Source organism: Pseudarthrobacter defluvii (genome assembly GCF_030323865.1).
Taxonomy (GTDB): Bacteria; Actinomycetota; Actinomycetes; order Actinomycetales; family Micrococcaceae; genus Arthrobacter; species Arthrobacter sedimenti.
Genome location: NZ_CP066362.1, coordinates 352,603 through 365,765 on the forward strand (window position 1 = coordinate 352,603; position 13,163 = coordinate 365,765).

General features: G+C 66.3%; 13 protein-coding genes. 8 read left to right on the forward strand and 5 right to left on the reverse strand.

Going from position 1 to position 13,163, the window contains the following annotated elements; all coding sequences use genetic code 11:
- Positions 1 to 74: 74 nt before the first annotated feature.
- A complete protein-coding gene (locus JCQ34_RS01725) occupies positions 75 to 779 on the reverse strand; it encodes a FadR/GntR family transcriptional regulator (RefSeq protein WP_286401180.1) in 705 nt (234 codons plus the stop codon).
- A 171-nt stretch (positions 780 to 950) separates the two neighbouring features.
- On the opposite strand from JCQ34_RS01725, the gene JCQ34_RS01730 reads away from it, so the two are divergent.
- The 7 genes from JCQ34_RS01730 to JCQ34_RS01760 all read left to right on the forward strand — a co-directional run bounded on the left by JCQ34_RS01730 (position 951) and on the right by JCQ34_RS01760 (position 8,194).
- On the forward strand, positions 951 to 2,450 hold the full coding sequence (locus JCQ34_RS01730) for a four-carbon acid sugar kinase family protein (RefSeq protein ID WP_286401182.1): 1,500 nt from the start codon (positions 951 to 953) through the stop codon (positions 2,448 to 2,450).
- 81 nt (positions 2,451 to 2,531) lie between these two features.
- On the forward strand, positions 2,532 to 3,431 hold the full coding sequence (locus JCQ34_RS01735; protein WP_286401184.1) for an NAD(P)-dependent oxidoreductase: 900 nt from the start codon (positions 2,532 to 2,534) through the stop codon (positions 3,429 to 3,431).
- A 183-nt stretch (positions 3,432 to 3,614) separates the two neighbouring features.
- The gene (locus JCQ34_RS01740; RefSeq protein WP_286401186.1) at positions 3,615 to 5,081 is read left to right on the forward strand and encodes a GntP family transporter; all 1,467 of its coding nucleotides are present in this window, start codon (positions 3,615 to 3,617) and stop codon (positions 5,079 to 5,081) included.
- Complete coding sequence (locus JCQ34_RS01745; RefSeq protein WP_286401188.1) at positions 5,081 to 5,932, forward strand: class II fructose-bisphosphate aldolase; 852 nt, start codon at positions 5,081 to 5,083, stop codon at positions 5,930 to 5,932. Before JCQ34_RS01740 ends, JCQ34_RS01745 begins: the two co-directional genes overlap by 1 nt.
- 117 nt (positions 5,933 to 6,049) lie before the next feature.
- Positions 6,050 to 6,454: a DUF1304 domain-containing protein gene (locus tag JCQ34_RS01750; protein ID WP_286401191.1), complete on the forward strand. Its 405-nt coding sequence runs from the start codon at positions 6,050 to 6,052 to the stop codon at positions 6,452 to 6,454.
- Between the two features lie 87 nt (positions 6,455 to 6,541).
- Positions 6,542 to 7,849 (forward strand): acyltransferase family protein, encoded by a 1,308-nt coding sequence (locus tag JCQ34_RS01755; protein WP_286401193.1) that lies wholly within the window; start codon positions 6,542 to 6,544, stop codon positions 7,847 to 7,849.
- 15 nt (positions 7,850 to 7,864) lie between these two features.
- Positions 7,865 to 8,194, forward strand: coding sequence for a GNAT family N-acetyltransferase (locus tag JCQ34_RS01760; RefSeq protein ID WP_286401196.1), 330 nt, complete (start codon positions 7,865 to 7,867; stop codon positions 8,192 to 8,194).
- Positions 8,195 to 8,367: 173 nt separating this feature from the next.
- Here the strand turns inward: JCQ34_RS01760 and JCQ34_RS01765 are convergent, their stop codons facing one another.
- The gene (locus JCQ34_RS01765) at positions 8,368 to 8,691 is read right to left on the reverse strand and encodes a hypothetical protein (RefSeq protein WP_286401199.1); all 324 of its coding nucleotides are present in this window, start codon (positions 8,689 to 8,691) and stop codon (positions 8,368 to 8,370) included.
- A gap of 136 nt (positions 8,692 to 8,827) precedes the next feature.
- Positions 8,828 to 9,166: a hypothetical protein gene (locus JCQ34_RS01770; protein ID WP_286401202.1), complete on the reverse strand. Its 339-nt coding sequence runs from the start codon at positions 9,164 to 9,166 to the stop codon at positions 8,828 to 8,830.
- 176 nt (positions 9,167 to 9,342) lie between these two features.
- On the opposite strand from JCQ34_RS01770, the gene JCQ34_RS01775 reads away from it, so the two are divergent.
- Complete coding sequence (locus tag JCQ34_RS01775; RefSeq protein ID WP_286401205.1) at positions 9,343 to 10,116, forward strand: SDR family NAD(P)-dependent oxidoreductase; 774 nt, start codon at positions 9,343 to 9,345, stop codon at positions 10,114 to 10,116.
- On the opposite strand, the gene JCQ34_RS01780 is transcribed toward JCQ34_RS01775, so the two are convergent.
- On the reverse strand, positions 10,084 to 11,190 hold the full coding sequence (locus JCQ34_RS01780; RefSeq protein WP_286401208.1) for an FUSC family protein: 1,107 nt from the start codon (positions 11,188 to 11,190) through the stop codon (positions 10,084 to 10,086). The genes JCQ34_RS01775 and JCQ34_RS01780 overlap by 33 nt on opposite strands.
- 203 nt (positions 11,191 to 11,393) lie before the next feature.
- On the reverse strand, positions 11,394 to 12,983 hold the full coding sequence (locus JCQ34_RS01785; protein WP_286401211.1) for an MFS transporter: 1,590 nt from the start codon (positions 12,981 to 12,983) through the stop codon (positions 11,394 to 11,396).
- Positions 12,984 to 13,163: the final 180 nt, after the last annotated feature.

Consider the following 13,163-nt stretch of genomic DNA (forward strand, 5'->3'; position numbering starts at 1 on the left):
AGTAGGACTGCTGGAGCGTTGAACAGGGCCAACGGCAATTAGGGGAGCCGCTTCCCATGACCAGGGGGGAGGGGTTACTTGGTTTCCAGCACCAGGTGCTTCAGGTCATCGAGGGTCTGCTGCATGTGGGCGTCCATGGCCTCCCGGGACCGGACTGAGTCGCGCGACTGCAGGGCTTCGGCAATGTTTTGGTGATGACCGATGGCGTGTTCCTGGATTTCAGGAACGGCGGAGGTCTCGGTCCTGCGGTTTTCCAGGACCCGGTGCAGCGGCTCAAACAGGACCGACACGAAGACGTTGCCGGAGGCGTGCAGGATGACGTCGTGGAAGGCGAGGTCTGCTTCCACGAACGCGGCGACGTCATTGATGCTGTGGGCCGCCTTCATCGCCGAAATGTAGTTGAAGAGGGAGGTGATTTCTTCTTCCGCGATCCGTCCGGCGGCAAGCTCGCAGGCTCCCGTTTCCAGCATCCTGCGCAACTCGATGAGCTGGATGGAGGCATCGGCGTCGTTCTTGCCCTCGGACGCCGCGCGCAGGACGGCTTCCAGCGAGGCCCAGCGGCTCAGCGGGTTCACGAATGTTCCACGGCCGCGCTCCACGCTCAGGATGCGTTGTGCCTGCAGGGTCTTCATCGCTTCGCGGACCGTCATGCGGCTGACCTCGTGGCGGGCGCTGAGTTCGTGCTCGCCGGGAACGGTGGAACCGGGCGGGAACTCGCCTTCGATGATGCGGTCCAGCAACTCGTCGGCCACAACGCCAACCAGCGACTTCCGTGCCATGCTGCCCCCGATTCCTGCTTCCGGCTTCCGCGGCGGATATGTCAGACAAGTGTACTTGCGCGTCCGTATGCCGTGTGCCACACTAACATTCAAATGCAAGATGTCAGACATCTTACAGTTACCTTTACACCTGGATCCGCCAAACCGGATCGTTACACAACGGAGTGCACTGTGACGCATGAAGCAGACGTTCTGGCCGCTTACCCGGCAGACCTCGAGATCCCCGCTGGGCTGGTAGCCGACACGCTTGCCGCTTCCAACGCGGAGGTTCCCCGCGTCCTGGTAGTGCTCGACGACGATCCCACCGGCACGCAGTCTGTGGCAGACCTGCCCGTGCTCACCCGCTGGGACGTGGCGGACTTCGCCTGGGCCTTTGGCCAGGGCAAGCCAGCCGTTTACGTCCTGACCAACACCCGCAGCCTGGATCCGGCAGAAGCGGCGGCCCGCAATGAGGAAGTAGTCCGCAACGCGCTGGCCGCGGCAGGAGCGCAGGAGAACGCCAATTCCACCGCCACTCCGAGCCTGCGGCTCGGATTCGTCAGCCGCAGTGACTCCACCCTCCGCGGCCACTACCCGCTGGAACCGGACGTCATCTCGGCGACGGTCGCCGAGGTCAGCGGGGAGAAGACCGACGGCGTTGTGCTGGTTCCGGCGTTCCCGGACGCCGGACGGGTCACCATCGGGGGAGTCCACTACATGCGCGACGCTGAAGGCACCCTGGTCCCGGTCTCCGAAACCGAGTTCGCCAAGGACGCATCCTTCGGCTTCAGCACCTCCGTCATGGCCGACTACATCGCAGAGAAATCCCAGGGCCGGTTCCCCGCGGACTCCGTGATCGTCCTGGACCTGAACATCATCCGCGCCGGTGCCTCAGCGCAGGACCCCGCCATTTCCGCCAAGGCCATCGCCGACGCCATCGAGCCCGCAACAGACTCCACCCCGATCGTGGCCGACATCGTCACCGAGAACGACCTCCGCGCCCTGGCCCTGGGCCTGGAAGAAGCCGAACGCCGCGGCAAGAAGCTCCTGTACCGCGTTGGCCCGCCGTTCGTCCGCGGCCGCATCGGCCAGGAAGTCCGCGCAGCATTGACCGGGGAAGAGGCTTACGAGGGCAACACCCCGTCGGAAGCCGGCGGCCTCATCGTGGTGGGCTCACACGTTGGCCTCACCACGCGCCAGCTCAACGTCCTCACCGCGGAACACAGCTCCGCGCGCATCATCGAGATCGACGTCGAGAAGCTCCTTGGTGCTGAAACGGACGCCAAGGCCCACCTGGACCAGACCGTTGCCGCCGTCGTCGATGCCTTGCACGCAGGGGACGTCATCGTCCACACCAGCCGCCTGCTCATCAAAACCGATGACCCCGCCGAAAGCCTGCGGATCGCGCGGACCGTCTCGGCCGCCGTCGTGGACGTTGTCAACCGGACCCTGAAGACGTTCCCGCCGCGGTTCGTCATCGCCAAGGGCGGCATCACGTCCTCGGACGTGGCAGCCCACGGCCTGGAAATCCGCCACGCCATCGTCCGCGGCCCCATGCTGCCGGGCATCGTCTCCCTCTGGGAACCGGTGGACGGACCTGCCAAGGGCATTCCGTACATCGTCTTCGCCGGCAACGTGGGCGACGACGACTCCCTGGCCCAGGTCACCCGCAAGCTCAGCACTACGTTCTAGTCCCCACCGGCTCCCAACCCCCGCAGGCTCGGGCCGGGGCCCTCGCCGGAGTGGGCCCAGCAAATTTCAAGGAGAAACACCATGACCAGCAACTACACCGTCACCGTCCTGGGCCTCGGCGCCATGGGCCTCCCCATGGCCACCCGCTTGGCCACCCAGCTGACCGTCCACGGTTTCGACATCGCCGAGGCCCGCCTCAAGCTCGCTGAAGAAGCCGGCATCACCACCTTCACCACGGCCCGCGACGCCGCCAAGGGTGCCAACGCGGTACTCCTGGCAGTCCGCAACGGTGAGCAGCTCGACGAGGTCCTCTTCGGCGAAAACGGCGTGGCCTCCGTGCTGGAGCCGGGCGCCGTCGTCATCCTCGGCAGCACGGTGGGCACCGACGCCATCCCCGCCACCGTGGCCAAACTGGCCGAATACGGCGTGAACCTGGTGGACGCCCCGCTGTCCGGCGGCCCCAAGCGCGCCGGCGAAGGCGACCTGCTGATCGTCGTCGGCGCTTCCCCCGAAGCCCGCGAAAAAGCTGCGCCGGCCCTGGACCTGCTCGCCTCCACGCTCACCGTTGTGGGCGACAACCCCGGCGACGGCCAGGCCCTGAAGACCGTCAACCAACTCCTGTGCGGCGTCCATATCGCCGCCGCCGCCGAAGCCCTGGCCCTGGCCGACGCCCTGGGGCTTGACCAGGCCAAGACCTTGGCCGCCCTGGAAGCGGGTGCTGCCGGCTCCTTCATGTTGTCCAACCGGGGCCCGCGCATCCTGGAGGCCTACAACGAGGAAGGCGCCGAGGTCCTCTCCCGCCTGGACATCTTCGTCAAGGACATGGGTATCGTAGGCAAGGCCGCACGCGCTGCCGGCCTCGCAGCCCCCGTCGCCGCCGCCGCGGAACAGCTCTACCTGCTGGGCCAGGCCCAGGGCCTCGCCGCCGCCGATGATTCCGCCGTCATCAAGGTGGTCGCCCCCGCCAAGCGCACCAAGTAAGCCAGCGCACCAAACAAGCCACCCTCCTGCCCTTGCGGCATAAGGTACGACGACGGCGGTCCCCCCTCCGCCGTCGTCGTACCTCCCAGCGTTGCCGGCGCAGTCCCGCAACGTTCGTTCCACCCCCACCATTCCCTGCTGCCGCCTGCCCTCAGGCCGGCACGTTATAGGAGACACCTCCCCGTGAACCACCTGATCAACCCGCTGATACAGCGGGCGGCCGATGCTCCGGCCATCAAGCCTGCCGTCGAGCTGGGCACCCCGCTGCTGCTCACCATCGCAGCGGCAGGCATCGCCATCCTGTTGATGATGATCATCCGCTTCAAGATCCAGGCCTTCGTGGCCCTGCTCACCGTCAGCATCCTGGTGGCCGTGGCAGCAACCATCCCGCTGCAGGACATCTTCACCGTGGTGTCCAGCGGCGTGGGCAGCACCATGGGCAAGGTTGCCATCCTGATCGCGCTCGGCGCAGTCCTGGGCCGCATGATCGAGGTGTCCGGCGGCGTCCAGTCCCTGGCCGACCACTTCACCCGCAAGCTCGGCGCCCGCCGCGTGGCCGTCGCGCTGACCGCCGTCGGCTTCCTGGTGGCCATCCCCGTCTTCTTCGAGGTGGGCATCATCGTGCTGGTGCCCATCGTGTACGCCTTCGCCAAAATCGCCAAGGTCCACCCCGTGAAGTTCGGCCTCCCCATGGCCGGCATCATGCTCTCCATCCACGTGGCAGTTCCGCCGCACCCGGGCATTGTGGCCGGCGCGGGCGTACTCGGCGCCGACATCGGACTCATCGCCCTGATCTCGCTGCTGATCTGCGTGCCGCTGGGCTTCCTGTCCTACTGGGTAGCATCCATCATGAACCGCAAGGACTACGAGCTCCTGCCGGCTGTAAAGACCCAGGTGGAGGAATTCGGCTCCGATTCGCTGGTCAAGGTGGGCCACGACGGCCCCGGCGCCGCCGCCATTGCCCCGCCGCGGCCGGGCCTGATCATCTTCCTGATCGCCGCGCCGATCGTGCAGATCCTGCTCGGTACCGTAGGCACGCTCGTCATCCCCAAGTCCGATCCGCTCTACGGCCTCGCTGCCTTCATCGGCAACCCGTTCCTTGCTTTGCTCGTGGCCGTGGCGCTGTCCTTCTTCCTGCTGGCGGTCCGCCGTGGCTGGTCCTTCAAGGAAACCGGCGAAATTTTCGAGGGCTCCCTGCCGCCCATCGCCTCGATCCTGATGGTGGTGGCCGCCGGCGGCGTGTTCGGCAACGTGCTGCAGGTTTCCGGCATCGGCGGCGCTCTCTCCAAAACGCTGGACACCCTGGGCGTGCCGCTGCTGCTGCTCGGCTTCATCATCTCGCTGGCACTGCGTGCGGCCCAAGGTTCTGCCACCGTGGCCATCGTGACCACCACCGGCCTGCTGTCCGCGGCGGTCAGCGGCGGCGGCTACAGCCCGGCACAGATCGCCGTGATCGTGATCGCCATCGGCTTTGGCGCGCTGGGACTGTCCCACGTGACGGACGCCGGCTTCTGGGTGGTGGTGCGGTACTACGGCCTGACGGTTTCCGACGGCCTGAAGACGTGGACCGTCCTGACCACCATCCTGGGCGTGGCCGGCTTCCTGCTGACCTTCGTCGCCTGGATCCTGGTGGGAGGGCTGGGCGCCTGATGCATACCCGACTGGACCACCTGGTCACCTCCGCCCTGCAGCAGGGTTCCGCAGTGCCCGCCTTCACCTGCTACGACTTCACCACCGCGCTTGCCGTGGTGGGTGCCGCGGAAGAGTCCGGCAGGGGCGTGATCCTGCTGGTGGCACCCAAGACCGCCGCCACTGCGAACGGCCTGAGGCTCATCGCGGCGCTCCGTGGCCTGGCCGATGCCGCTGCCGTGCCCGTCGCGGTGCAGCTTGACCACGCATCCGACCTTCGTGTCATGGCCGACGCCGTCAAGGCAGGGGCGGACTCCGTCCTCGCCGACGGTTCGTCCCTTCCCTACGAGGACAACATTGCGCTGGTCCAGGCGGCCCGTGCCCTGCTGGGTGCCGAGGTGGTGCTCGAGGCCGAGCTCGGCGGCCTGGCAGGGGACGAGGACCGCGCCTTCGGAGCCGACCAGTCCGGTGTCGACGTGGCCGGCCTGACGGACTCCGCGCAGGTGGAGGACTTCGTCTCCCGCACTGGCGCGGAACTGCTGGCCGTCGCCGTGGGCAACGTCCACGGCAAGTACAAGGGCGAGCCGAAGCTGCGCTGGGACGTGCTGCAGGACATCGCGGCGCGGATCCACATTCCGCTGGTGCTGCACGGCGCCTCCGGCATCCCGGCGGAGGAACTGGTGAAGGCCGCGGCCATGAACGTTGGCAAGGTCAACTTCAACACGGAGCTGCGAACCGGCGTGCTGGCCACCCTCCAGGACCAGCTTCCGGCGCACCGTGCCGACGGCGAGAACCTGCAGGGCCTGCTGTCGCTGTGGAACCAGTCGGCGAAGGGCTTTGCGGCCACCACACTGGCCACACTGGCACGGTAGCTAAATCCACCACAAGCGGGAGGCCAGGATCATGCAGCCGGTCCTGGCCTCCTTTTTTGTGCCTTCACCGAATTGCCGGGGAGGGGTGAGGGTTCAGCAGGAGGCTAGGATCGAGCAATGATCCTGGCCTCCCTTCTTTTTGCCTTCCTTGCCGCCGCGCTGCACGTCTTCATTTTCACGATGGAATCGCTCACCTGGACCCGGCCGGCCACTTGGAAGCGCTTCGGGATTGCCTCCCAGTCGGATGCCGAGACCACAAAACCCATGGCCTACAACCAGGGCTTCTATAACCTGTTCCTGGCGGTCGGGGCGATTGTCGGCATCGTACTGGCAGCCGTTGGCGGCCAAGGGTCGGCGCAGTCCGTGGCGGGGTGGACCCTTATCTTCAGTTGCTGCGGGTCCATGCTGCTCGCTGCGGCCGTCCTGGCCCTGACCGGGCGCAAGTACCTCCGCGCCGCCGTAACGCAGGGCGCCACGCCCCTGCTCGCCGTCGTTCTGGGCCTGCTGGCCGTGTTGCAGTAGCGGCGGAAGGGGCCCAAGGTCCTTAACCAGCACAGGCAACGGGGGCACAATAGTGCCGTGGGCAGCCTCGAGCGCTTGTAGGACCCCGTGCGCAACACCGGCAGGCACGGGCCAGATTCTGTGCCGGACACGGCGAACCGTGATCCGGCAATCGACCTTGTCCGCTTCGTCTGCCTGGCGCTGGTGGTGGTGGGGCACTCCATGATGGTCAGCCCCGTCCTTCACCCGGACGGCACCGTGACCACGGAAAATACCCTGGGTGATCAGCACTGGTTCGAGCCGGTCATCTGGATCTTCATGGTCATGCCCCTGTTTTTCGTCACCGGCGGCATCACCGGGCTGCAGTCCTGGCGCCGGCTCAAGGCGGCCGGTGGCACGGCGGCACAGTTCATCCGCGCCCGGCTCCTGCGCCTGGTCCGCCCGGCAACCGCCCTGCTTGCCTCCATGGTTGTGGGATTGTCCGTGGCGGGCGCCTTCGGGGTGGACCGGCAGGTAGTCCAGCTCATGGCTACCGGCGCTGCGATGCCGCTGTGGTTCCTGGCCGCCTATCTGGCGGCGCAGCTGAACATTCCGGTTCTGGCGGCGCTGCATGCCCGCGCCCCCTGGCTGACCTTGGGCTTGCTCGCGGGGCTGGTGGTCGCCGTGGATTGCCTGCGGGGTGCGCTGCCGGACCTTGCCAACGCCAATCTGGTCTTCGTGTGGTGCGCGGTTCAGCAACTGGGGTTCCTGGCCGCCGACGGCTACTTTTCCCGCCTTTCCCGCTCGGGGCTGCTGGGCGTCGCCGTGGCGGCACACCTGCTGCTGGGACTCGTGACCGGGCTGGGGCTGTATCGGGGAAACATGCTGGTCAACCTCAACCCACCCAACCTGACCCTGGTGATCCTGGGCGTTGCGCAGTTGGCCGTGATGGAACTGGCGCGGCCGGTGCTGGCTCCGCTGGCGGAAGTGGGCTGGATCAGCCGGATGCTGAAGCTGGCCGGGGCGAGGTCCCTGACGGTGTACCTGTGGCACCTGCCGCTCCTGGTGGCTATGTCCGGGCTGCTGCTCCTGGCACCGATCCCCAAACCCGGTTCCGGCACGGCCGCATGGTGGTGGTCGCGGCCTCTGGTGGTCCTTGTGTTGGTCCTCCTGCTCCTGCCGGTGGCGGCTGCCTTTGGGCACCTGGAGGAACGGACGACGGCGATGCGTGCCTTCCGCTGCCGGCCCGCCCAGGCGGGGGCCGCCGTCGTGGTGGTCTTCATCCCCGTAGCGGACGCCGCCCTTAACGGGCTGTCCCTGGGGCTGCTGGCAGCCGGGGCTGCGTGTTTCTCCGTCGCCACGCTTTTGCTGGGAGGTGTCCCCCTGGGTGCGCGCCGGAAGAGGGGGAGAAGGGGCATTGCCAGCGGGGTGAAGTAGTGCCAGTGTCGAACCATGACCGAGAACACCACGTCCGCAGAGGACAAGTTCACCGCCAATGTTTCGCTGCGGCGCAATGACGCGCAGCACCGGTACGAACTCCTGGTGGATGGCCGGCTTGCGGTGCAGGCCTTTTTCCGCGACCTTCCCGGTCACATCGACTTCACCCACACCGAGACAGGGCAGGATTTTGAAGGCCAGGGCCTGGGAAAGGTCCTGGCGCACTTCGCCCTGGACGACGTAGTGGCAACCGGCAAACGCATCATCCCGCACTGCCCCTTCATTTCCGGCTACCTGCGCAAGCACGAGGGCTACGAACAATTCGTCGACTGGCCGGACCGCTGAAAGCTGACCGGCCCCCGACCCGCTCCGGCGTTATTCCCTGGGCATAGCCCCCGGTCTTGGCCGGGCGCGGGTCCAGGTTGACCGCGGGTCGTTGACTGGGGGGCCTTGTCAGCTGGAAAGACCCCCGCCGGCTGATTAGCTGGCGGGGGTCTTGAGGGTCAAGCAGGGGCCGGCTAGCTGGCGAGCGCCTGGTCGCTGACCGGCATGGCGGCCCCGGGATCGTCAATCGTGAAGCCGCAGGCGCAGCGGTAGGTGACCACGCTCTCCGGAACGGATCCGGGCCGAAGGGCAACGACGGAGTTCCCGTCAACGTACACGGGCTGCCGGACCGGAAGTTCGTCGTGGTCGACGCGCTGCATAGGCGTGCGGCAATGCATCCGTGAGTTGAGGGTTAACAGCAGCCCTGCGTCTACGGGTACGGTGGCGGTCAAGACATTTCCAGCTGCTTTAGTGCGCTCCCCAAACGCTGCCAACTGGTCTTCCATTGCGGTAGTCATTATGTTCTTCCCTGGGCTTCTTTCACGGAGTGCCAACGTTGGCAGCCCCGCCGCGAACTGCTTGCGGAGGTTCATCTATCCCCATAAGCAAAGCATGCTTACTAAATGTTGCACAAGTTGCTTTTGTGAAAACCGCTCAGCCGCGCCGGCGTTGCCACTGCCAGGCGTGCCAGAACATGAGTGCCAGCATGACGGCAATTCCGCCCGAAACACCCTGTGGTGCGAATGCGAAGACCAGGTATTCGGCTGTGGCCCGGTCAGCCATGCCGACGGACATGGGGCCAGCCAGGAGTGCGTTGAGTCCGCCGGCAATCAGGCCTGCAGCAAGCAGCCACAGCACCACGATGAAAGGGTTTGGCATCCGCAAGCTCCGGGCAGGCCCAGCCGGCTCAAAGTCCTCCGTTTCAGGCAGCACCGGGTTTCCGTCCCGGTCCACTTCACGAAACCCGAACGCCGCGGATTGTTGCTGGTCCATGTTTCCCCCTTCACGGCAGCCTGGCCGGCCGCCAGCGGTTCCAGCGTACCTTCCTCAGGCGGGGCCGTCCTGTCACACGCACTCCAACCTGAGTCCCTGGTGCTGCCTCTGCCGAATTCACGCTTGGTGCAGGCAGGACGGTCCCATCCCGCCGCCTTGCTGGCTAGGCTGGCAGCATGACGCCATCCAGCACCCGAACCACAGCACTCGTCACCGGAGCCAGCGCAGGGCTCGGCCACGAATTCGCCAAGCAGCTTGCGGCCCAGGGCAACGACCTGGTCCTGGTGGCACGCAACGCCTCCCGGCTGGCAGAAACAGCCGAAAAATTCCGGCGGCAGTACGGAATCACGGCTGAGGTGCTTCCCGCTGACCTGACCCAGGACGACGACGTGGCGGCCGTCGTCGAACGCCTTGAGGACGCCACGCGGCCCATAGGGATCCTGGTGAACAACGCAGGGATTGGCCTGCTTCGCAACTTTGAGGACAACCACGCAGCGGAGGAGAAAAAGCACCTGAAGCTGCACGCGGAAACGTCCATGCTGCTCACCCACGCAGCGTTGAAGGGCATGCTGGAGCGCGGCGACGGCAGGATCATCAACGTGGCCAGCGTGGCCGCGTTCCTGCCGCGCGGCACTTACTCGGCGGCGAAGGCCTGGCTGGTGAGTTTCAGCCGGTGGGCAAACCTTGCCTACCGCAAGCGCGGCATCAAGGTTACGGCCGTCTGCCCCGGCTTCACCCACACCGAGTTCCACGACCGGATGGGGATGGACAAATCGGTGGCCCCCTCATGGACATGGCTCCGCGCCGAGCGGGTGGTCCGTGAAGGGCTGGCGGACAACGAGCACGGCAAGGCGGTGTCCATCCCGTCCAAGCGCTACAAGGTGGTGGCCGCAGTGGCCAAGGTTGCTCCGGCGCGCCTAATGGCCGGGCCGGCGCGGAAGCCGAAGTAGGGGGATCCGGGTACGGGAACCCGGCCGGCGCACAGTTACCACCACCAGAATCCCCAGCAGTGCGCCCACCAGCGTCTCCACAGCGCGCTCAAGGATCAGGACCCTCGGCTCGATGGGCGAGGCCAACTGGGTCATCAGCAGGATGACAGGGGTGAACCAGACCATCGCCAGGCCATAGTGCCTGGTCATGAACAACTCGGTGGCGAACTGGAAGAGGATCACCAGCAGGGCAAGCACCGCGGCCCGGTGCGCCGGTTCCTGGAGTGCGGGGTAAAGGCCTGCCAGTGCCCAGGGCTCCGGCAGGAGGACGACGGCGGTGACCGCCAGCCCCACGAACGTCCCCACGATGCGGTGGACGCCACGCCGGACGCTGCTGGGCAGGTCTGCGCCGGCGAGCGGCACAGCCGCCGCGGCCATGGCCCAATGCGGATGGCCGGTGCCGCTGATGACACCCGCCGTCCCCGCGGCCCCCACTGCCAGAACATACCGTGCAGCGTGGACCGAGAGTTCGCGGTGCCGTGCCGATGAACGGGACGGCTTGCTCCGGGTTGCGCCCGGTTCCCATGCCCGGCTCCGCACCCAGCCGCTGAAGCCGATCAGGATCGAGAACACCGACGATGCGCAGGCGATGGCCATGGCGGCGTACCAGGGGACCACGGTGGGAACGGAAGCGCAGGCGCCGAGGGCAAGAATGCCGAAGAAGGGACCGTTCGGCTTGAGGCGTACCCGGTCAGCGTAGACCGAGCCAACTCCTGCCAGGGTGGCTTCCACGGCCACCAGCCACCACGAGTGGATGTGGTTGATGGACAGCGTTACTCCCACGGCCACGCCGCTGAGCAGCACCAGGGCACCCTGTCCCTGGTGGCGGAGCCGCAGCTGGTGGGGTTCGGACCTGCCGTACATGCCGGTGAGAGCTCCGAACACTGCGTAGATCATGAGGTCGGTTCGGCCCGCAGCCAACAGCAGCAGCGAGGGGACTGCAACGCTGATCGCCACGCGGAGTGCGGCAAGGTGGTCCCCGCTGGCAGGTTCCAGCCGGTGGAGCGCCCGCACCTGCTCCACTACCTGCTTCATGTACCGAACCTGTTCTGTTTTGGTGTGCTGCCTTAGCCCGGAGGCCTTTCGGAACGTATCACTGGCCCTCAGGAGGAGTCACATTCCCGGCGGTCACAATCGGACATGCGCCGGGCACGCAAAGGCCCGTCCCGCGTGCTTCCCCCAAGGAAGCACGCGGGACGGGCCTGCGAGCGTGGGCTACAAGAGCGCCAGGAGCGGAGCTATGCCCCGGCCGGAACCCCGCGGTGCGCCTGGGGGTCGGTGCCATCGTGGGTATCAAACGGCAGCTCGTCCAGGTTGATCAGCGGGTTCTCGTCCTGGGTGGCCACCAGTTCCTTCGCCTCTGCCTCGGTGTCAACGCTGGGCATTGATCCCGGGAGGGGGCGGTTGGCGGATTCCTTCAGGAAGTAGATGGCCACTGCGCCAACGAAGGAGGTTGCCATCAAGTAGTACGCCGGCATCATGTCGTTGCCGGTCGACTTGATCAGCAGCTCCACGATGAACGGGGTGGTTCCACCGAAGATCGCCACCGCGAAGTTGTATGCAATGCCCATCGCGCCGTAGCGGCTGGAGGTGGGGAACTGGGCCGGCAGGGCCGAGGCAAGGTTGGCCACGTAGAAGGTGACCGGGAAGGCAACCAGGGCCAGTCCGGCCAGGGTGGACCAGACGGCGCCGATGCCGATCAGCAGGAACGCCGGCACGGCCAGGACGATGGTGCTTACGGCGCCGATCCAGAGTACCGGGCGGCGGCCGATCCGGTCGGACAGCTTGCCGGTCAGCGGGATGCAGAGGCTCATGACCACCAGTACGGGAATGGTCAGCAGCGTGCCGTGGAGCTCGTCGTAACCCTTTGCGTCGGTCAGGTACGTGGGCATGTAGGACGTCAGGGCGTAACCGGCCGTGTTGGCAGCAGCCACCACAACCATGGCAACGATGATGGGGCGCCAGTAGGCCTTGATAATCCCCACGGGTCCCTTGGCCTGGGCGGTGTCACCGTCGGATGCGTTCTTGGCGTTCTCCTCCTGGGCATCGAGGGTGGCCTGGAACTGCGGCGATTCCTCGATCTTGCTCCGGAAGTACACGGCGATCAGGCCCAGCGGACCGGCGATCAGGAACGGGATGCGCCATCCCCAGTCCTCCATGGTCGCCTGGCCCAGGGTCAGCTGCAGGACCGAAACCAAAGCGGCGCCGATGGCGAAGCCCATGTAGCTGCCGAGGTCCAGGAAGCTGGCAAAGAAGCCGCGGCGCTTGTCAGCGGCATATTCGCTGACGAACGTGGTGGCGCCGGCGTATTCACCGCCTGTGGAGAAACCCTGGATCACCTTGAGGAGCACCAGCAGCGCTGCCGCCCACAGTCCAATCTGGGCGTACCCGGGCAGGAGGCCGACGGCGAACGTGCTGGCCGCCATGATCATCAGCGTGGTGGCCAGGATCTTCTGGCGGCCCACCTTGTCGCCGAGCCAGCCGAAGATGACGCCACCGAGAGGGCGGGCGATGAAGGTCGCAGCGAACGTTCCCAACAGGAACAGGTTTTGCGTTGTGGGATCGGACTCCGGCAGGAATACGGGCCCCATGGTGGTGATGAGGTAGCCGAAGACACCTACGTCGTACCATTCCATCGTGTTGCCCACGATGGTTCCGCCGAGCGCTTTTTTGAGCATCGGCTGGTCAACCACGTTGACGTCTGATTCCTTGAGCCGGCGGCGTGGCAGCAGCCTGGGCTTCTTGGCAGCCGTGGCGGCTGCCGGGTCGGTTCCGCGGGCGTTTGTGGCGCCTGCAAAAGAGTCGGTCCTGCTTCGGTCTGTGGGCATTTGGGCAACTCCTGTGGAGGTCATTTGCTTGCGACTTGTAGCTGCCCCGCTCTGGGCAGGCCTTCAATTTTACGGGATTCCGCTGGCGCGCGTTCGGTTTCATGGCGTAGAGTCCGGCCTTTTGGCATCGAAATGAGCCCGGTTCCGAAATTTTTTGCCCCGGCTTTTCCCGCGCCATCA

Bases quoted from the DNA above. Each gene is read 5' to 3' on its own strand.
- JCQ34_RS01725 (WP_286401180.1), bottom strand. From the start codon at position 779: ATGGCACGGAAGTCGCTGGTTGGCGTTGTGGCCGACGAGTTGCTGGAC.
- JCQ34_RS01735 (WP_286401184.1), top strand. From the start codon at position 2,532: ATGACCAGCAACTACACCGTCACCGTCCTGGGCCTCGGCGCCATGGGC.
- JCQ34_RS01745 (WP_286401188.1), top strand. From the start codon at position 5,081: ATGCATACCCGACTGGACCACCTGGTCACCTCCGCCCTGCAGCAGGGT.
- JCQ34_RS01750 (WP_286401191.1), top strand. From the start codon at position 6,050: ATGATCCTGGCCTCCCTTCTTTTTGCCTTCCTTGCCGCCGCGCTGCAC.
- JCQ34_RS01760 (WP_286401196.1), top strand. From the start codon at position 7,865: ATGACCGAGAACACCACGTCCGCAGAGGACAAGTTCACCGCCAATGTT.
- JCQ34_RS01765 (WP_286401199.1), bottom strand. From the start codon at position 8,691: ATGACTACCGCAATGGAAGACCAGTTGGCAGCGTTTGGGGAGCGCACT.
- JCQ34_RS01770 (WP_286401202.1), bottom strand. From the start codon at position 9,166: ATGGACCAGCAACAATCCGCGGCGTTCGGGTTTCGTGAAGTGGACCGG.
- JCQ34_RS01775 (WP_286401205.1), top strand. From the start codon at position 9,343: ATGACGCCATCCAGCACCCGAACCACAGCACTCGTCACCGGAGCCAGC.
- JCQ34_RS01780 (WP_286401208.1), bottom strand. From the start codon at position 11,190: ATGAAGCAGGTAGTGGAGCAGGTGCGGGCGCTCCACCGGCTGGAACCT.
- JCQ34_RS01785 (WP_286401211.1), bottom strand. From the start codon at position 12,983: ATGCCCACAGACCGAAGCAGGACCGACTCTTTTGCAGGCGCCACAAAC.